This is a genomic window from Bacillus sp. FJAT-29937 (assembly GCF_001509555.1).
Lineage (GTDB): Bacteria > Bacillota > Bacilli > Bacillales > Cytobacillaceae > Cytobacillus.
Map to the genome: position 1 here is coordinate 205381 of NZ_LMAS01000004.1, position 18068 is coordinate 223448.

The 18068-nt window shown below is 37.9% G+C and carries 18 protein-coding genes; 7 read left to right on the top strand and 11 right to left on the bottom strand.

Annotated features, from left to right (window positions below; genetic code table 11):
- Positions 1–323: 323 nt before the first annotated feature.
- From AR328_RS11165 to AR328_RS11195, 7 genes are all read right to left on the bottom strand, one after another.
- Positions 324–638: a YbjQ family protein gene (locus tag AR328_RS11165; protein WP_066295090.1), complete on the bottom strand. Its 315-nt coding sequence runs from the start codon at positions 636–638 to the stop codon at positions 324–326.
- Complete coding sequence (locus AR328_RS11170; RefSeq protein ID WP_066295091.1) at positions 619–822, bottom strand: hypothetical protein; 204 nt, start codon at positions 820–822, stop codon at positions 619–621. The genes AR328_RS11165 and AR328_RS11170 overlap by 20 nt, the downstream gene beginning before the upstream one ends.
- Positions 822–1043 carry a sigma-Y antisigma factor component gene (locus tag AR328_RS11175; protein WP_066295092.1) on the bottom strand — a complete coding sequence of 74 codons (222 nt, stop codon included), beginning with the start codon at positions 1041–1043 and terminating at the stop codon, positions 822–824. The genes AR328_RS11170 and AR328_RS11175 overlap by 1 nt, the downstream gene beginning before the upstream one ends.
- Positions 1040–1378 carry a YxlC family protein gene (locus tag AR328_RS11180; RefSeq protein WP_066295093.1) on the bottom strand — a complete coding sequence of 113 codons (339 nt, stop codon included), beginning with the start codon at positions 1376–1378 and terminating at the stop codon, positions 1040–1042. Before AR328_RS11180 ends, AR328_RS11175 begins: the two co-directional genes overlap by 4 nt.
- On the bottom strand, positions 1344–1895 hold the full coding sequence (sigY, locus tag AR328_RS11185; protein WP_066295094.1) for an RNA polymerase sigma factor SigY: 552 nt from the start codon (positions 1893–1895) through the stop codon (positions 1344–1346). Before sigY ends, AR328_RS11180 begins: the two co-directional genes overlap by 35 nt.
- 174 nt (positions 1896–2069) lie before the next feature.
- Positions 2070–4115: a transglycosylase domain-containing protein gene (locus AR328_RS11190; protein ID WP_066295095.1), complete on the bottom strand. Its 2046-nt coding sequence runs from the start codon at positions 4113–4115 to the stop codon at positions 2070–2072.
- 83 nt (positions 4116–4198) lie between these two features.
- A complete protein-coding gene (locus AR328_RS11195; protein WP_066295096.1) occupies positions 4199–4663 on the bottom strand; it encodes a helix-turn-helix transcriptional regulator in 465 nt (154 codons plus the stop codon).
- Between the two features lie 266 nt (positions 4664–4929).
- Between AR328_RS11195 and AR328_RS11200 the strand changes: the two genes are divergently transcribed.
- Positions 4930–6078 carry a histidine kinase N-terminal domain-containing protein gene (locus AR328_RS11200; protein WP_066295097.1) on the top strand — a complete coding sequence of 383 codons (1149 nt, stop codon included), beginning with the start codon at positions 4930–4932 and terminating at the stop codon, positions 6076–6078.
- Between the two features lie 107 nt (positions 6079–6185).
- Positions 6186–6725 (top strand): GNAT family N-acetyltransferase, encoded by a 540-nt coding sequence (locus tag AR328_RS11205; protein ID WP_066295098.1) that lies wholly within the window; start codon positions 6186–6188, stop codon positions 6723–6725.
- Between the two features lie 25 nt (positions 6726–6750).
- Here AR328_RS11205 and AR328_RS11210 read toward each other — a convergent pair whose 3' ends face one another.
- Positions 6751–8871 carry a heavy metal translocating P-type ATPase gene (locus AR328_RS11210; RefSeq protein WP_082677210.1) on the bottom strand — a complete coding sequence of 707 codons (2121 nt, stop codon included), beginning with the start codon at positions 8869–8871 and terminating at the stop codon, positions 6751–6753.
- Positions 8872–9118: 247 nt separating this feature from the next.
- Here AR328_RS11210 and AR328_RS11215 point away from each other — a divergent pair, with 247 nt between their 5' ends.
- The 3 genes from AR328_RS11215 (at position 9119) to AR328_RS11225 (ending at position 12489) form a co-directional block, all read left to right on the top strand.
- Positions 9119–10420, top strand: coding sequence for a hemolysin family protein (locus AR328_RS11215; RefSeq protein WP_066295100.1), 1302 nt, complete (start codon positions 9119–9121; stop codon positions 10418–10420).
- A 260-nt stretch (positions 10421–10680) separates the two neighbouring features.
- Positions 10681–11082, top strand: coding sequence for a MerR family transcriptional regulator (locus AR328_RS23305; protein ID WP_082677196.1), 402 nt, complete (start codon positions 10681–10683; stop codon positions 11080–11082).
- Between the two features lie 63 nt (positions 11083–11145).
- Complete coding sequence (locus AR328_RS11225) at positions 11146–12489, top strand: hemolysin family protein (RefSeq protein WP_066295101.1); 1344 nt, start codon at positions 11146–11148, stop codon at positions 12487–12489.
- A 52-nt stretch (positions 12490–12541) separates the two neighbouring features.
- Here the strand turns inward: AR328_RS11225 and AR328_RS11230 are convergent, their stop codons facing one another.
- Positions 12542–13948 (bottom strand): sensor histidine kinase, encoded by a 1407-nt coding sequence (locus tag AR328_RS11230; protein ID WP_066295102.1) that lies wholly within the window; start codon positions 13946–13948, stop codon positions 12542–12544.
- Positions 13938–14639, bottom strand: coding sequence for a response regulator transcription factor (locus tag AR328_RS11235; RefSeq protein ID WP_066295103.1), 702 nt, complete (start codon positions 14637–14639; stop codon positions 13938–13940). The genes AR328_RS11230 and AR328_RS11235 overlap by 11 nt, the downstream gene beginning before the upstream one ends.
- 181 nt (positions 14640–14820) lie before the next feature.
- Here AR328_RS11235 and AR328_RS11240 point away from each other — a divergent pair, with 181 nt between their 5' ends.
- Together AR328_RS11240 and AR328_RS11245 are read left to right on the top strand one after the other, a co-directional pair.
- A complete protein-coding gene (locus AR328_RS11240; RefSeq protein WP_066295104.1) occupies positions 14821–15459 on the top strand; it encodes a hypothetical protein in 639 nt (212 codons plus the stop codon).
- A 236-nt stretch (positions 15460–15695) separates the two neighbouring features.
- Positions 15696–16589 carry a YitT family protein gene (locus AR328_RS11245; RefSeq protein ID WP_066295105.1) on the top strand — a complete coding sequence of 298 codons (894 nt, stop codon included), beginning with the start codon at positions 15696–15698 and terminating at the stop codon, positions 16587–16589.
- Between the two features lie 56 nt (positions 16590–16645).
- Here the strand turns inward: AR328_RS11245 and AR328_RS11250 are convergent, their stop codons facing one another.
- A complete protein-coding gene (locus tag AR328_RS11250; RefSeq protein WP_066295106.1) occupies positions 16646–18061 on the bottom strand; it encodes a SpoVR family protein in 1416 nt (471 codons plus the stop codon).
- Positions 18062–18068 lie beyond the last annotated feature (7 nt).

An 18068-nucleotide genomic window follows, 5' to 3' on the forward strand; every position in this document is an offset into this window, starting at 1 on the left:
GGTGTGCCCTTTACCTTTCTGGGAGGCTTGGCTTGTGTCCTCGAGGGGGTAGGCGCTTAAGCTAGACAAAAAAAAACTGCTTTGCATGGGCAAGCAGTTTTTAGTGTTTCACAACTGTATATCCGATAAAATAACCAAGGACCATAATACTGGCAATAACTAATGTAATTGAAAGCTGTTCCACTTTAAATTCCTCCCTGATTCTATTTATACGTTAAAAATAGCATAGAAAAAGGGTGAATTTTATGAACAGAAAGGAACATTTCATGACAAGTCGGTGACATATTTATGAACTCTTTATTCACCAAATCTATTTCAATCACTTATTCAACATATACAGCCGTACCATAAGCAATAATTTCAGAAGCATTCTGCATTACTGCTGAAGATTGGAGACGCATACCGATAATCGCATTTGCTCCTTTTGATCTGGCATCGTCTACCATTCGCCCAATAGCCTTCTGCCTTGCTTCATCCATCATCTCTGTGTATTCACTTATTTCTCCGCCGACAATCGTCCGTAAGCCAGCCATGATATCCTTGCCGATATGCTTAGATTGTATGCATCCTCCCCTGACAAACCCTTTAAAATCTTTAATTTCTTTCCCCGGTACAGAATCAATAGTTACGATAATCATTCCGTTTTTCCTCCTCTTTTTCTTTCTTTCTCTCCATGATTAATATGATAAAAATAAGTATAAACAGAACAGCGTATATGACATAAATCAAAATGGCTATTTTAACATTGATAAACAGCATAATGAGTCCAAGTATTTGGCTTACAATAGTTAACAGCAGAAACGGCTGCTTTAGTTTCCCCATCAATCATCATTCCTTAAAGATGACTTTTTCAACTTTTTCCATAGCTTCCTGACGAATAGCAAATAGACTAATGTCGGAAGAGGCGCCTGGATTAAGCCGATGATTCCCCAAAGCCAATAGTTATGTCCATGTTTCCTTGCATTTGTGAATAGAAAGGTACTTTGACTGATCAATATAACGGCTACAACCATAAGTAGTGGAAAAGAAACCTCTTCATTCATGTTTCCTTCACCTGTTTAATATACTGAAATGACGCGAATCCACAAATAAACATAACAGTAAGCGCTTGTATCGTGAAGAAGACTACAGGAACACGGTATAGGGCAAATAATATCCCGCTCAAAATAATTAAGGCAATAAATGCGAAAAGTGAAGCATCGAAAATAAGCTTCTTTTTTAAACTTTTCTTCTCTTCTACAATCAAATTCTCAAACCACTCTATATTTGGTGTATTAATCGAGGTACCTTGATCAATTTTTTCTAACCCGTGTTCAATTTCTTTCATGACGAATAATAAGTCTTCATCTTGATGTAGATCTTCTCTCGTGTTCGTCATTTATTTTCAGCTCCTTCCTGACAGCCATAATTCCGTTATGAACTCTTGACTTTATCGTACCAGGGGATAGCTTCATCCACTCCCCAATCTCATCATAGGAATAACCGTAATAATGTCTTAATATGATTGGAATTCTTACATCATCCGCCAATTTTCCTAAAGCGGACATGGCATCATTCCATTCTTCATTCCTCGTTTCGAAATGCCATTTTAGCTTTCTGTGCTGCTCTTCATCCATCTGGTATGCTTTTTCTCTTTTCTTCTTTCGCTGATGATCAATATATAAATTCGTAGCGATTGAAATAAGCCAAGATGAAAACTTTGATTTAAATTGGTATAAATGAATTTTTTCAATACATTTAGCCATTGTCTCCTGTGCAAGGTCTTCTGCTGTATCAGGATTCATTGTCACTTTAATTAAATACTTAACTAAGAAGGGGTAATTATTTTGAAAAAGCATGGCTAAAGCGCGTTTATTGCCTGATTTCGCGCTATGTATGAGCTCTTTCTCCTCCATCTGGCTATGTTCCTCTCCTTCGTATCATCCCGCCTTCTTTACTAATGGTTTTTCTAAGCTGCATTATAAATTAGACGCTTGATAATAAATAATCGTTCACATCTATTATAGATTTTTTTTATAAAAAAACATGGGAAATTCAAAAAAACTTGGCAAAAAACGCCAAGTTTCTTCTTAGTCTTTCTTTTTTCCTTTATTTTTCTTCTGCTTCTTTTCCCACTTTTTCTTTTCCTTTTCTATTTTCTTTTCCCACTTTTCTTTGTTTTTCAACATATCTTTATCAAACAGATGAAACTTTTCTTCCAGCTTTTTCTTTTCGATAAAAGAGGAAATATGCGGGACGCCGAATGAAATGGCTTCTTGATTTTGCAAGGCTTTAGTCATGATGGCCTTGAAAATCGGTGCCGTTCCCTCTCCGCCCGTTGTTGTTAAATAGTGATCCTTATCTGTCCGATCATATCCTACCCAAACAGCGCCAACAAGCTGAGGAGTATACCCTACGAACCATTGATCTTTTATCCCGTTTACGCCTTCAATCGGAACCTGTGTTGAACCCGTTTTACCGGCTACCTCTCTTCCGGGAATCTGTGCGGCTCTTCCAGAACCTTGCTCTACAACACCAAGCAGCATCGTTGTGATCTTATCGGTTACTTCTTTCGTTGTTACTCTAGTTTTCTTATCATCCCATTTAGCAATGGTGTCTCCATTGGAGTCAACCATTTTTACGATCGAATGCGCGTCAACCTTTTCCCCGCCGTTAGCAAAAGCAGTGTAGGCTTCAGCCATATTTAATGGGGATACCCCTTTATTTGTTCCGCCAAGTGCCAGGGCAAGGTTATGGTTGATCGCCTCTTCCGGAATTCCAAACCTTTTTGCCGCATCTATTCCTTTATCAAGACCGATTTCGTTGAGCAGCCATACTGCAGGAATATTTAAGGAATCCTTTACAGCTTCATACATCGGGACTTGACCGCGGAATTTGAAATTATAATTATTTGGCTCATAATCACCAAACTTCATTTTTTCATCCTTCAATTCATCTTTAATATCCCAGCCATTTTCAAGTGCTGGCGTATAGGGGACAAGGGGCTTCATCGTTGAGCCTGGCTGCCCTACCGGATGAATCGCCCGGTTGTGTCCTAGGAGTGTATGCTCCCCTCTGCCTCCAACCAATGCACGAACACCGCCGCTTTTCGGATCAATAAGAATGGCCCCGCTTTGAACGATTCGATCCCCTTTCCCTGCAGGAAACATGGAATCATCACGATACGTTTCTTCCGCTGCCGACTGCATGATTGGATCAAGCTCCGTATAGATCTGATAACCGCCAGTGAGCAATTCATCAAGAGTTAGACCGTATTTCTTCATCCCTTCCTCTAGCACAAAGTCAACATAATACGGATATTTCCCCTTGAATGGGTCTCCCCCTTTATCATCAAAAACTAATTGTTCATTTTTCGCTTCTTGCCATTGTTTTTCTGAAATAAAACCATTTGTTTTCATTTGTGCCAGTACAACGTTTCTGCGCTCAAGTGCTGCTTTTTCATTTTTATAAGGATTAATCACAGAAGGAGCCTTAATTAAACCAGCTAATAAAGCTGCTTCACTAATCGTTAAATCTTTGACATCCTTACCGAAATATTTCATTGCCGCTCGCTTGATCCCCCAAGCCCCTTCGCCAAAATAAATCTCATTCAAATACATCTGCAGAATTTCATTTTTTGTAAACTGTTTTTCAATTTCCCTTGCTAGAAAAAATTCTTCTATTTTTCGCTTATATGTTTTTTCTGCTGATAGCAAGGCATTTTTTGTCAGCTGCTGTGTAATTGTGCTGCCGCCTTCGACAATTTCTCCAGCCTTCATATTTCGGAAAAACGCCCTGCCAATACTCGTAAAATCAACACCATTGTGCTCATAGAAACGGTGGTCCTCAACGGCGATGACCGCATTTTTCATATGCTCTGGAATTTCCTTAATCGATATTCCTTCCACTTTATTAGCAGATATTTTGCTTGCCACTTCCCCGTTCACATCGTAAATAACAGTGGACTGTGCAAGACCCTTTTCAAGTGAACTAATATTTGCCCCGCTTGCGTAATAATAAAAAAAGCCCAAAAATGCTAATGCTGCGGTTAATGCAGATAGGATAGCAATTTGAGTCATATGTTTCTGTTTCCAAAATTTCTGGAACTTAATAAAAACAGATTGTTTTTTCCTCATAATTCCTCCATAGTTGGTCAAAGATGTCCAAAATTATGATAATACTATAAAGGAATTCGGCAGATTATTAATTTTTATGGGGGTTATACATTGTTTTTTTCATGTACTAGCTCTGCAAATCGTTCTTTTGAGGAGGATTCATCAAAGCTGCTGTAAATACGGAAATGGTCTTCATCAATGATGCGAAAATGCTGACTAATAATATTTTGCTGAAGCAAAATGCCATTTTCGTTTCCTATCTCTCTCCACCAAATCTTTCCGCCCATCGTTTTTTCTTTTCGATAGTCGATCCCTTCTCTTGCTATCGTTTCGAGAACCTCTAGCGGCTCGTTTCCAAATAAAAAGCGGACTGTTTCCGTTTCCCTAAATAGGGCACAAACTGCAACAACTGTTGACCAGCCTGCTTCTACACGCCCTTTTTCTATTTGAACGAGGGTTTTCTTAGAGACACCAATAATCTCCGCCATTTTATCTTGTGTATATCCTGCTTCTGTACGGATAAGACGTAACTTTTCAGACACTTTAAAAATAACTTCTTCGCGATTCAATGTATGCTTCATTCCTTTAAATTTAGTGTATTATTACACTGCTTCTTCAATTATAAAAGATAGAATAATAAAATGACAATAAATAATAGATCCTAATTTATATTTCTCTTTTTTTAGACCGACCTCCCTCTATTTTGACATAAAAAGACTAGTCTTGAAGAACTGTTTTTTTATTCGCTTAAATTCGACAAAGGATATTCTCAAAAAAAGTAGAAATTTATATTACTATGAAAAAAGATTTTTATTCAGGAAGAATGGGGAGAAAAATGTTAACAAGATCGAGTAAGAAGGTTGTTGAGCTATTGCACAAGGAAAAGAAAAAGATGTTAGATGAGTGGGGAAAGAAGATAGTCGTTTCTTCTGATGATCCTTTTAAAGATCGAATGAAGGAAAATGGCGAGGTTATGTTTTATCTTCTGTCCCAATGCTTTTCATACAAAGAGGAGGAATTAGTAAAAACGATTCGCAAGTTTTCAATTTCTGTTGCGGATCAACGGTTAAAAGCCGGCATAAACATAGGCGAATTTGTCTATAACGTAAATCTTGGACGAGCCATTTTCCAAGAAGAACTAAAGAATATGGATCTAAGTATAGAAGAACTGAACGAATATAATCAGAAGGTTCAATATTGTATTGATCAATTTCTATATTTCTGTGTTACTTATTATAGTGATGCAAAAAATCAGATTATCGAAGAAAAAACTCAATTTATAGATACGAGTCATAAAGATCGACTCACACTGCTAGGTCAAATGACTTCTAGCTTCATCCACGAGTTTCGAAATCCACTTACCTCTGTTCAAGGCTTCATCCAATTATTAAAAGCTGAAAATCCAAACTTGAAATATTTAGATATCATTTCGATTGAATTAGAACAGTTGAATTTTCGCATCTCTCAGTTTCTCTTACTATCAAAGAAGGAATTGATTGGAAAAGAGAAAGTGAATTTTTCTCTTAATGAAATAATTGATGAAGTATTAGTTTTCTTGTATCCTAGCATTTTGGACGGAAAAGTGAAAATTGAAAAATGGATGCCAGACTCCATTTCCCTATTAGGCTATGCAGATGAGATCCGTCAAGTATTAATCAATATTATTTTTAATGCCATTGATGTTTTACATACATCGACGCCAGTACCAACAATAAAAATAACTAGCCACATTCAAGATGAATCGTTTATTAAGCTAGAAATTGCCAATAACGGGCCAAAGATTCCTCAACATCTTGTTAAGTCTATCTTTGAACCATTCGTAACAACTAAATCTCTTGGCACTGGACTTGGATTATTTGTCTGTAAAGAGATTATTGAAAAGCATAAAGGGAAATTAGAATGTGAAACAAAAGGAGACTTAACGGTTTTTAGCATGATCCTTCCAGTTTCCGAAATTAACCCTGGCCGACTCTTAAGCACGTGAGTCAGCCTTTTTTTATAAAGCAAAATAAAATTCTTATGTACTTCTATCATTATTCAGATTAAAATTGGTAATTATCTCTAATTCTATTATTTAAGGAGGGGTCTACGTTGTTTGTGTTAAAGGTTGATCAGGATATCGAACTGCAGCTTTTTCAATTACACCATGCAGAAGAGCTGTATCACATGGTTGATACGAATAGACTGCATTTAAGAGAGTGGCTTCCTTGGGTTGATAATATGACTTCACCCATTCAATATCACGAGATTATTCCAATGTGGCTAAAAGCCTTTGCTGATAATAATGGATTTAATACTGGCATTCGATATAAAGGTCAGCTTGCCGGTTCAGTCGGCTTCCATCAAATTGATTGGAATAGTAAACAAACGAGTATGGGGTATTACCTTGCTAAAGGGTTTGAAGGAAAAGGGATTATGACTAGAACGGTTCAGGCTCTCATTAATTACGCTTTTCTAGACTTAAATTTAAATCGGCTGGAAATTCGCTGCGGGGTAGGAAATAAGAAGAGCCGTGCAATCCCTGAAAGATTAGGATTTACACAAGAAGGAATTGTTCGTGACGCGGAATTTTTATACAATCATTATCATGATCTAGTAATCTATGGAATGCTGGCACGTGATTGGAAATAAGGAAGGTCCTTCGAAAAGGACCTTCTTATTTTTGACTATCTTTCACTCTCAACAGTCTTAACCCATTTAAAGTTACAATTAATGTCGCACCCATATCCGCAAATATCGCAATCCATAATGTCAGCCACCCAGGAACAACAAGAAGCAAGGCGAGAAGCTTAATCCCAATGGAGAAAGTAATATTTTGCTTAATAATCGCTAATGCTTTGCGGCTTAATTTAATAGTGAAAGGAAGTTTGGATAAATCATCACTCATTAATGCGATATCGGCCGTTTCAAGTGCTGTATCTGTACCTGCTCCGCCCATTGCAATGCCAACATTAGCAGCTGCAAGAGCAGGGGCGTCATTTACTCCATCTCCTACCATGGCCACTTTTCCATATGTGGCTCGAAGCTCATTTATATAAGCTAATTTTTCTTCCGGAAGCAGTTCTGCTGCAATTCTTGTGACATTGACATTTTCACCGACCGCCCTCGCTGTGCCATGATTGTCACCTGTAAGCATAACCGTTTCTTCAATCCCCAATTCGTGAAGTTTCCGTATGACACTCCGGCTGCTTTCCCTCACTTCATCAGAAATGGCGGCGATTCCGATGATTTCAGCCTCCGTTCCTGCTAAAATAACTGTCTTCCCCTCATCCTCTAGTCGGGAAATATCACTTGAAACAGCAGAAATCTCTGGATGACTAGCGAAAAGTCTAGGGCTGCCAAGCAAATAGGTGATCTGATCAATTCGGCCTTTTATGCCTTTACCCGTAATTGAGGTGAAATCCGTTACCTCGATTTCCTTAAATGACAGATGATCATGTTCAGCCCTTTTCAAAATCGCCTTTGCCAAAGGATGCTGTGATCCTTTTTCTAAAGCCGCTGCAATACTCAAAAACTGTTTCACATCGGTGTTCCGGTAAGCAAGAAGATCTGTTACTGCCGGAATCCCTTTCGTTAAGGTTCCTGTTTTATCAAAGGCAATGGCTCTTAGTGACCCAGCTTCTTCTAAGTGAATACCGCCTTTAATAAGTACACCATTTCTTGCAGCATTCCCAATGGCTGTAACGATTGACACAGGCGTTGAAATCACAAGCGCACAAGGACAGCCAACAACTAAAACAGCCAAACCTTGATAAATCCATGTATCCCAATTTCCATTGAAGAAAATTGGCGGGAGAATGGCCACTAGGAAGGCGATTACGATAATGACGGGTGTATAATACTTTGCAAATCTGTCAACAAATGCTTGAGATGGGGCACGTTCTGCTTGTGCCTCTTCTACAAGATGAATAATTTTTGCCAGTGTCGTGTCTTCCATTTTCTTTGTAACCGTAATTTCCAGAAGACCTTCTATATTTAATGTACCGGCATAAACCTCATCCCCCAGCGTTTTATTGACTGGAATCGATTCCCCTGTGATCGGTGCCTGATTCACTGTTGAAGCACCTGAGAGAACGGTGCCATCCATAGCAACTTTTTCACCTGGCTTTACAACTAAAATATCCCCTATCATTATCTCTTCAACGGGAATTACGAATTCTTTACCATTACGTATTATTTGTGCTTCTTTCGGCGCTATATCCATCAATGTTTTAATAGAAGCCCTTGCCTTATCCATTGAATAGGCTTCAAGCACTTCACTTATGGCAAATAGAATAACAACAGTTGCCCCTTCTCCCCATTCTCCAATGAGGGCTGCTCCAATAATGGCAATCGTCATTAAAGTTCGCATATCAAACTGGAGTTTCAAAAGGTTTATAAATCCCGTCTTGAAAAGGCTGTAGCCTCCAATAACAATGGATAAACAATAGGAGATAACTGAACCGATATGGCCCTCCCCATAATAATGTTGGATCAGCCAACCGGCAAACAATAATACACCAGCAACAAGGACATTCCAGTTCTCTTTATAAAATGGCACTTTCTTAAATTCCGATTTTTCTCTTTCTGGCATTAGCTTAATACCTTCAAAGGCACCTGCTTTTTCTAGCTCTCCTAAAGTGGCTTCACCGTAGACCGTGAGCTTAGAAGCTCCAAAATTAACATTCGCATCCATCACACCATCCAGGTGCTTTACGTTCTTTTCGAACTTTTGGGCGCAGCTGATTCAGGAAAAGCCTTGTACACGATAGACAGTCTTATTATGCTCTTTCGCCATTGCCTGTATCACGTAAAGCCACCTCCTCTTGCTTGTTACCTATTAGTTTATTCAATCACTTCATTTTTTGTCAAAGAAAATCAAGCCATGTTTATGTGGAGGGATTTTAAGGTATTTATTCAATTGACAAGCCCAATCAAATCCATCAACGGATAACCGTATAATTTTCCAAATAAAAAAAGATTATTTCGGGAAAAGTAAACTTCAGAGGAGGTGAACGTTCCTTACATTTTTCGTAAGGGCATGAATGATGATGCTTAATCTTTTCCTTCTATTTGTATTAATTGCCTTAACTGCTTTTTTCGTTGCTTCTGAATTTGCCATGGTTAAAGTGCGATCATCTCGAATTGACCAGTTAATTGCTGAGGGAAATCCGAGAGCTCACACGGCAAAAAAAGTAACCTCCAATTTAGATGAATATTTATCAGCCTGTCAGCTTGGTATTACTATAACTGCATTAGGACTCGGCTGGCTCGGTGAACCAACAATTGAAAAAATTTTGGAGCCTATTTTTGAACATTTGCATTTGCAGCCCTCTATCACTAAAGTTCTTTCGTTCGTTATCGCCTTTTCGTTAGTCACCTTCTTGCATGTCGTAATAGGTGAACTGGCGCCTAAAACAGTTGCCATTCAAAAAGCTGAAGCCATTACATTAGCATTTGCGCAGCCTTTAATTTGGTTTTATAAAATTTTGTTCCCATTTATTTGGACTCTAAATCACTCGGCAAGATTTGTCACAAGCCTGTTTGGTTTAAAGCCTGTTTCCGAGCATGATATTGCCCACTCTGAAGAAGAACTGCGGATCATTCTTTCTGAGAGTCTCAAGAGCGGTGAAATCAATCAATCAGAATATAAATATGTAAACAATATTTTTGAATTTGACAATCGCATCGCGAAAGAGATTATGGTTCCAAGAACGGAGATTGTCAGCATAGATGAAAATGCGACACTTTCTGAAGTGCTTGATGTCATTATGAATGAAAGGTATACAAGATATCCGATTACAGGCGGAGACAAAGATACCATTCTCGGCCTTATTAATGTGAAAGAAATTTTGACCGATTGTATTCGAAAAAAATGCCAAGAGGAAAAAACAGTTGTTCAATATATAAAACCTGTTATTAGAGTAATTGAAACGATACCGATTCATGATCTTTTGTTGAAAATGCAAAAGGAACGTACACATATGGCCATTTTATTCGATGAATATGGCGGAACAGCCGGATTGGTAACCGCAGAGGATATTTTAGAGGAAATCGTTGGTGAAATCCGTGATGAGTTTGATGCAGATGAGCTTCCTTTTGTGCAAAAGCTGGACAAGGATCATTATATATTAGATGCAAAGCTGCTCATTTCGGAAACGAATGACTTATTAGGAACGGATCTTGATGAAGACGAAGTTGATACCCTTGGCGGCTGGATACTCACACAAAAGTTCGATCTCGAACAGGGAGATGCTATTGAACATGATGGATACCAATTTATTATTAAGGAAATTGAAGGCCATCATATTCTTTACATTGAAGTTAGGAAGACTGAAGCTGACTGATGGACAGACCTTTAGGGAATACATACAAATATTCTTCCTAATTTCGGTCTGTTCCTTTCAGTTCGATTTTTATTTTCTGAAAATTCAAATACATATTTCTTTAGAACACCGTATAAATTAAATTAACAAATATTTATTAAACTGTTACGTTTGACTGTATGGTTTTATGTAGCATATAATAAATTTAGGGAGTTATACTTTTTTTCAATACTCTAGCTAATTAAATTGTAATGGGGTGATACGATGGGGCAGTTTATCGTATTGGTGAATTAGCAAAAGTTGCAAATATTTCTAAACGAACGATAGATTATTATACAAACATTGGTCTGATTCAGGCTCAGCGTACAAAATCTAATTATCGGATGTATTCTGAAGACGTTCTGTCTGACCTTCATTTTATTGAAGAATGTAAATCTATGCATTTTCCGCTAGATGAGATTAAGAGAAAACTAGAATTAAAATCAAAAACGGTCATGCATACAAGAGATGTCGAAAGGCAAATTGATGCGATTACACAGCAAATTAAGCAGCTTCATAACGAAATTGCAGTTCTGCTGCCATTAATCAATTTTCTTGATGAAGATCAAAAGGGTGACCTCTCAAAAAAGCTGAATACAGAAGGCACAACATTAATTGAGTCTCTTGTAAGCTTGACAAGTTAACCCTATTTTCTACTATTTCAGGAGGTGACTCCTTACCCGAAAGATCGGGCTAAGGGAATTTATTTGGACATATTAAACTTGGTTATTATAGCCATTTTAATTGCTTTGACGGCATTTTTTGTTGCTTCAGAATTTGCCATCGTAAAGATAAGAAGTTCAAGAATTGATCAGTTAATTGAAGAAGGAAATAGAAGTGCAATCCCAGCTAAGAAAGTGATTAGTAATTTGGATGAGTATTTATCAGCCTGCCAATTAGGGATAACCATTACTGCTCTTGGAATCGGTTGGCTCGGAGAACCGACCATCGCACATATGCTTCGACCTATTTTTGATAAATTGAACGTACCAAGTTCCGCATCACATATTATTTCAATCGGAATTGCCTTTGCGATTATTACCTTCTTGCATGTTGTTATAGGAGAATTGGCACCCAAAACGCTTGCGATTCAAAAAGCTGAAAAGGTTACATTGTTAACCGCCCGGCCATTAATTTTATTCTATAAATTAATGTATCCGGTAATCTGGGCTTTAAATGGATCTGCTCAATTATTAGTACGTTTATTTGGATTAAAGCCAGTTTCCGAACACGAATTAGCTCATTCAGAAGAAGAGCTTCGCATCATTTTATCTGAAAGCTATGAAAGCGGCGAAATCAACCAATCTGAGTTTAAGTATGTAAATAAAATCTTTGATTTTGACGACCGTATTGCGAAAGAGATCATGGTTCCACGAACTGAAATCGTTTCATTCTCGAAGGATGACACGCTGGATAGCTTTTTACAAACGGTTTATGAAGAAAAATTTACACGCTATCCGATAATAGATGGTGATAAAGACCATATTATTGGAATCGTTAATATTAAAGAAGTTATGACGGATCTAATTAAGAACAGACAGGTCACTTCCAATAAGCTTGAATCTTATACCCGTCCCATTATTCGCGTAATCGATACGATTCCGATCCATGATCTCCTCCTTAAAATGCAGAAGGAAAGAATTCATATGGCTATCCTGATGGATGAGTATGGCGGAACTTCCGGTCTTGTGACAGTTGAAGATATTATCGAGGAAATTGTCGGTGATATCCGCGATGAATTTGATATGGATGAAGTGCCAGAGGTTCGAAAAATCAATGATGAACACTATATCATTGATTCGAAAATGCTTGTAAGTGAAGTAAGCGATCTTCTAAATGTTGATATAAATGATGAAGATGTTGATACAATCGGCGGATGGATTCTAACAGAGAATTACGAAGCGAAGCAAGGCGATGTGATTGAATTAGATTCCTATAGCTTTAAGATTATCGACATGGAAGATCATCATATTAAGTATATTGAAGTCATGAAGATTAATGAAAACGAGAAACCTCAACCACTTCCTTTGACGGAAACACAAGTAGTGTAACAAATAAAAAGGGCAGAATCCAAACATTTGAGTGGATTTTGCCCTTTTCTTATTATCCTTTCGGAAACGAAATTGTAAATTTCGTCCCCTGCCCTTTTTCGCTGCTCACTTCTATTCTGCCATGATGCAGATGAACGAGCTGTTTGACAATGGACAAACCTATGCCGAATTCGCCAAATGACTCTCCCGTTCTTGATACATCTGCTTTATAAAATCGATGCCAAATGGACTCAATTTCTTCGGGATCAATCCCAATGCCCGTATCCTCGATTTCGATTATTGTTTCCTTCTCTTCCGATTTTCCTTTTAGGATAATCTCTCCGCTTTCTGTGAATTGGTTACTATTTTTGACAATATTTATGAGGATTTGGATAAGCCTGTCGTAATCGGCAACGACTGTACTATTCTCCTCACATATGACCGATATGTGATTATTTTTTTCAAGTGCCTGCATATGAAGCTGCTCTTTCACGACCTCAAGCACTTCAGATAAATTTATTTCCACCTTATCCAGCTTTAATTGGTTAGAACGGATTTTTTCATAATCAAGATTTTCGTTCACAAGCCGGATCAGTCTTTTCGCTTCACGGTCAATTAAGATCATTCCTCTTTCAATATCCTCTTCGGGAATTAATTGATTCTTTATTCCTTCAGCAAGACCGCTAATCGTCGTTAAAGGGGTACGCATCTCATGAGAAACATCTGCAATAAACTTTCTCCGCCTATTTTCCAGCCGATCGATTTCTTCATGGGATTTCTTAATCTTTCCAGCCATTTCATTGAAGTCCCTCGCAAGCTGGCCAATCTCATCAATGGACGATTCTGGCACATGAACATCATAATTACCGGCCGATATCATCGAAGTCGCCTTGCGGATTTCTTTAATCCGTTTTATCAAGCTTTTCGAAAAAATAAGGCTAATTAGAATGGAAGCTGATAAAGAGATGACGATTGTATATAATAAAAATTTATTTAATTGGGTAATCATATTCATCGTCCCTGTTATGGGCGATAGTAAAAGAATTCCCCCGCCTAAACGATCTCCTTGCATGAAAGGAACAGCGACAAGTGAAACCTCCTGACCAAATCGTTTAATATCATGTTTAACAGATACTTTATTTCCCTTTGAAATTTCCGTCCACTCTTTTTCAGTCAATTGTATTAACGGGGTGCTTTGCAGCTTCGGATAGATCACTTTTCCTTCATAATTAAACAGAATATATTTAATATGCCTAGTATTAAGCAGCTGGCTGTACTCGGCTAAAAATTGTTCATTCCCCTCAAGCCTTAACGTTAAATCTGTCAGAATTTGATCACCATACGCCTCTAGCTCCTCTACCTTATTTTGGAAAATATATCTTTCAACAAACTGTGAAAATGAAAGACTCAAAATGAGGAAAGCCAAAATTAGGATGCTAATATGACTAATTAATAGCTGATAAAAAAATCTAATCCTCATTCAGAACCACCGTTTCATCGAACTTATAGCCAATTCCCCATACCGTTTGAATAAATGGCTGCTCAGGTGTGCCGATTTTCTTCCTTAACCGTTTTATATGGACATCCACCGTCCGTTCATCGCCATAAAACTGATAGCCCCATACGCGATCTAACAGCTGCTCACGTGAAAAAACCTGCTTTGGATTTTTCACAAAATAATAAAGCAAGTCAAACTCCTTTGGTGTTAGATTAAGAAGTGGCTGCCCATTAAAATAAACTTCACGTGAATCCTTACTTATTTTAAAATATTGGCTTGTAATGACATTGCTTTCCTCTTTTTCCATGACGTCCGACTGATAGCGTCTTGTTACAGCTTTTATTCTTGCCATTAGTGCTAGAGGACTAAATGGCTTTGTCACATAATCATCCGCTCCCATTTCAAGCCCTAACACTTGATCAGAGTCGCTATCCTTTGCCGTTAACATAATAATTGGCACTTGACTCAGCTGGCGGATTTTGCGGCAAAGAGTCACTCCATCCATAATCGGAAGCATCCAGTCGACTATAATTAAATCCCATTTCCCTTTATTAAATCGATCGAAGCCTTCTTGTCCATTATGAACAAAGACTCCCTCATACCCTTCTTTCATAAAAAACATTTCCAGCATGGAACAAACACTTTCATTATCTTCAACAACGAGAATTTTCATAAAAACATGCACCTTCCCATGTAAATACCTTTTCTTAAATGTAATCGAATCCTCCCCTATTTTACAATAAATATCACTTATCCCTAAGTATTTAACGGAACCGGACCAACTTTTTCCACATTTATTTACTTATTTTGGACATGCTATATACGGATCAAAAAAAACACAAAGGAGAATGCAAATGGTTACAAAAGATTTACTAAAAAAATGGGCGATCGGGATGTTTGCCTTTGGATTCATATTTGCCCAATCAACAGTTATTACATATGCAGAAAACGGCGGGCATCATGAATTTAAGCGAGACCATCACCATCATTTTGTCAATGAAGGGGATCTTAAACGTCTTTTGGATCAAGGTTATTCCAAAGAAGAGATTCTTAAAGCCGCTCATATCGCTAAATTTTCAAATAAAACAATTGATGATGTCCTTAATGTTTATAAGAAAAATGATTCCTCATGGGAGAAAACAGCCGAGCATTTTGGCCTCGATTTGAAGAAGCTTAAGGAGCAATTCCATGTACATAAGGAAAAGTACTTGCAGGATCATAAGGACGAGGTCATCGAAAACGTAGCTGAATATTCCGGAAAAACGGAAGATGAAATTAAAGCTTGGGCAGACGAAGGTATTTCATTGCGATTTATTGTAATAGGCGCGGCCATTTCAAAGGTTAGCAATAAGGATTTATCTGAGGTAATTAAGATGAACAAGGAAGGACTATCCTTTATGGATATAAAAAACAGCCTCAAAATCGATCCCCAAAAAGTCCGCGCAGAAAAGAAAGTATTGATGATGAAAATAAAAGAGGATATAAAGGATTAAACAATCTCTAAGAAGGCTGCCTAGAAGATAAGCAGCCTTCTACTATTGTTATACTAGCCCCCAAAACGTGATGTCTTCTTCATTTACTAGAACTTTGGCTCTAAATATTTGTATAATATTTCCGATATTTTCAATACTCACTTACTTTTGTAAAGTGAAAAAATGTTATAATTAGATAAAATTGAAATTTCATGATCTAATTATAAGGGCATTATGTAAAAATTGGGGGAAACTATATGAACGATTCACCAGAAAATGCAATCGCGGCACCCTTGCATAAGGGCTTGTCCAAACCAAAGTTAGCAAAAATCCTGTTCTTTATTTGTTTCGGTTCTGTATTAATGGGGGTAGGAATTGAAGAGTTTCTTGTTCCGAACAAAATTTTGGATGGAGGAATTACTGGTATCTCCATCATGCTTTCACATGTTACCGGTTTAAGGTTAGGAATATTTATCTTCATTTTGAATCTCCCCTTTTTCTATATAGGTTATAAACAGATTGGTAAAACCTTCGCATTATCCACCCTACTGGGAATTACAGTTCTCTCTGTTTCAACCGCTCTTCTCCACGATGTACCCGTATTTACTAAGGATCCTCTTCTCGCAACTGTATTTGGAGGGATTATTTTAGGAGCTGGAGTCGGAATCGTTATTCGCTATGGCGGCTCTCTCGACGGGACTGAGATATTAGCCATTATCGTGAACAAAAAGCTTCCTTTCTCTGTAGGAGAAATTGTTATGTTTTTTAATCTTTTTATTTTCGCTTCCGCAGGGTTTGTATTTGGCTGGAATCGAGCGATGTATTCCGTTCTCGCCTATTTTATCGCATACAAAACGATTGATATCGTTATTCAGGGAGTTGATGAATCAAAATCTGTCTGGATCATTTCAGAAAACCACAAAATCATCGGAGAAGCTATTCTTGCAAGGCTCGGCCGTGGGGTCACTTATTTAAACGGTGAAGGGGCTTACACCGGAGATGATAAGAAAGTCATTTTTTGTGTCATCACACGTCTTGAAGAAGCTAAGCTAAAATCAATTGTGGAGGAAATAGACCCGCTTGCCTTTTTGGCCATCGCCAATATTACAGAGGTCCGCGGCGGACGGTTTAAGAAAAAAGCCATTCATTAAAAAAATATTATTCAAAAAAACAACGACAAGCCCCACCTGTCGTTGTTTCTTTCATTTTATAAATACTTCCGATGAATCCCTTTCCCATCATACGTAAATAGCATATTCTTTCCTTCTACGATCGTTTCAATGTGGACACTTCTTCCCCATAGCTGCTGGACATAAGGCAGTACTTTCTCTAAATATTTTAGGTCCAATTCGATGCCTTCAAACCAATGCTTTAAATAAAGCTCTCCATTTTTCAAGTAATCTCCGTCGTTTACGGTCAAATATGGGAATCCACCATTGACACGCATACTTACGAGCTGATCGCGAACATGTTCCCATTGCTTATCGACAACTTTATAATCCTTGCCTTGCTTTTGGAAGAGGTACATATCCTCTCTCATCACTAAATCCTTAGTCAAGTAATTTCGCAGGAATGAAATGTCAGACTCAATTTCACGAACCTCAAACATTTTCTCGCGACCTGTTCCAGCTTTCACTCCGCGCTTTTTCATTTCATCTGTTGGATTATCATATCTTTCTTCAATATCCTCAAAGATTTTTAAACCAAGATAATAAGGATTAATGCTTGTGCGGGATGGCTGAACAACCCCTGCATTGAGCTTTGCAAATTCCAATGCCTCTGCACTTGTTAGATCCATTTCTCTAAGAATTCGCTGATGCCAGTATGATGCCCAGCCCTCATTCATGATTTTTGTTTCCAGCTGTGGCCAGAAGTAAAGCATCTCTTCCCGCATCATTGTTAATATATCACGCTGCCAGTCGGTAAGCTCACGGCTATAGCTTTCAATAAATAGCAATAAATCCTTTTCAGGCTGTGGAGGAATTTTCTTCATCTTCTTTACCCGATCTGGTTTTCGATTATTCCTTTCATCAAGATTCCATAAATCATCGTAAGGAGAGGTTGCAGCTGGTTCCTCTTCTTCATATTCAACATCATCTAAATTCCAGGAGAGCTTTGGTCTCATTAAGGATGGATCGATATGTTCTTCAATGGCTAGAACAGCATCTAAGAAGGTTTCCACTGCTTTTTTGCCGTGTAAAATTTCGTATTGTCTAATTCTTTGGGCTGTTGCCGCCATGCTTTCGACCATATCGCGCTTTGTGTTTTGAAAACGAATATTGTTTTTAAAGAAATCACAATGTGCCAGAACATGCGCTACAATTAATTTATTCTGAATTAATGAATTGGAATCGAGCAAAAAGGCGTAGCATGGATCTGAATTGATGACAAGCTCATAAATTTTCGATAATCCAAGATCATAATGAAGCTTCATTTTGAAAAATTGCTTTCCAAAGCTCCAGTGAGAAAAACGCGTTGGCATCCCATAGGCGCCAAAAGTATAAATAATATCTGCTGGGCATATTTCATATCGCATCGGATAATAATCTAAGCCAAAACCTTTAGCAATTTCTGTAATTTCTTCAATTGCGTTATTTAGCTGCTTACGGTCCTCTTCCAGCATTTACAAT

Excerpts from the sequence above, each read along its gene's own strand:
- sigY (WP_066295094.1), bottom strand. The coding sequence starts at position 1,895 with ATGGAGGAGAAAGAGCTCATACATAGCGCGAAATCAGGCAATAAACGC.
- AR328_RS11175 (WP_066295092.1), bottom strand. The coding sequence starts at position 1,043 with ATGAATGAAGAGGTTTCTTTTCCACTACTTATGGTTGTAGCCGTTATA.
- AR328_RS11240 (WP_066295104.1), top strand. The coding sequence starts at position 14,821 with ATGGTTACAAAAGATTTACTAAAAAAATGGGCGATCGGGATGTTTGCC.
- AR328_RS11180 (WP_066295093.1), bottom strand. The coding sequence starts at position 1,378 with ATGACGAACACGAGAGAAGATCTACATCAAGATGAAGACTTATTATTC.
- AR328_RS11235 (WP_066295103.1), bottom strand. The coding sequence starts at position 14,639 with ATGAAAATTCTCGTTGTTGAAGATAATGAAAGTGTTTGTTCCATGCTG.
- AR328_RS11165 (WP_066295090.1), bottom strand. The coding sequence starts at position 638 with ATGATTATCGTAACTATTGATTCTGTACCGGGGAAAGAAATTAAAGAT.
- AR328_RS11170 (WP_066295091.1), bottom strand. The coding sequence starts at position 822 with ATGGGGAAACTAAAGCAGCCGTTTCTGCTGTTAACTATTGTAAGCCAA.
- AR328_RS11230 (WP_066295102.1), bottom strand. The coding sequence starts at position 13,948 with ATGAGGATTAGATTTTTTTATCAGCTATTAATTAGTCATATTAGCATC.
- AR328_RS11245 (WP_066295105.1), top strand. The coding sequence starts at position 15,696 with ATGAACGATTCACCAGAAAATGCAATCGCGGCACCCTTGCATAAGGGC.
- AR328_RS11200 (WP_066295097.1), top strand. The coding sequence starts at position 4,930 with ATGTTAACAAGATCGAGTAAGAAGGTTGTTGAGCTATTGCACAAGGAA.
- AR328_RS11250 (WP_066295106.1), bottom strand. The coding sequence starts at position 18,061 with ATGCTGGAAGAGGACCGTAAGCAGCTAAATAACGCAATTGAAGAAATT.
- AR328_RS11190 (WP_066295095.1), bottom strand. The coding sequence starts at position 4,115 with ATGAGGAAAAAACAATCTGTTTTTATTAAGTTCCAGAAATTTTGGAAA.
- AR328_RS11215 (WP_066295100.1), top strand. The coding sequence starts at position 9,119 with ATGATGATGCTTAATCTTTTCCTTCTATTTGTATTAATTGCCTTAACT.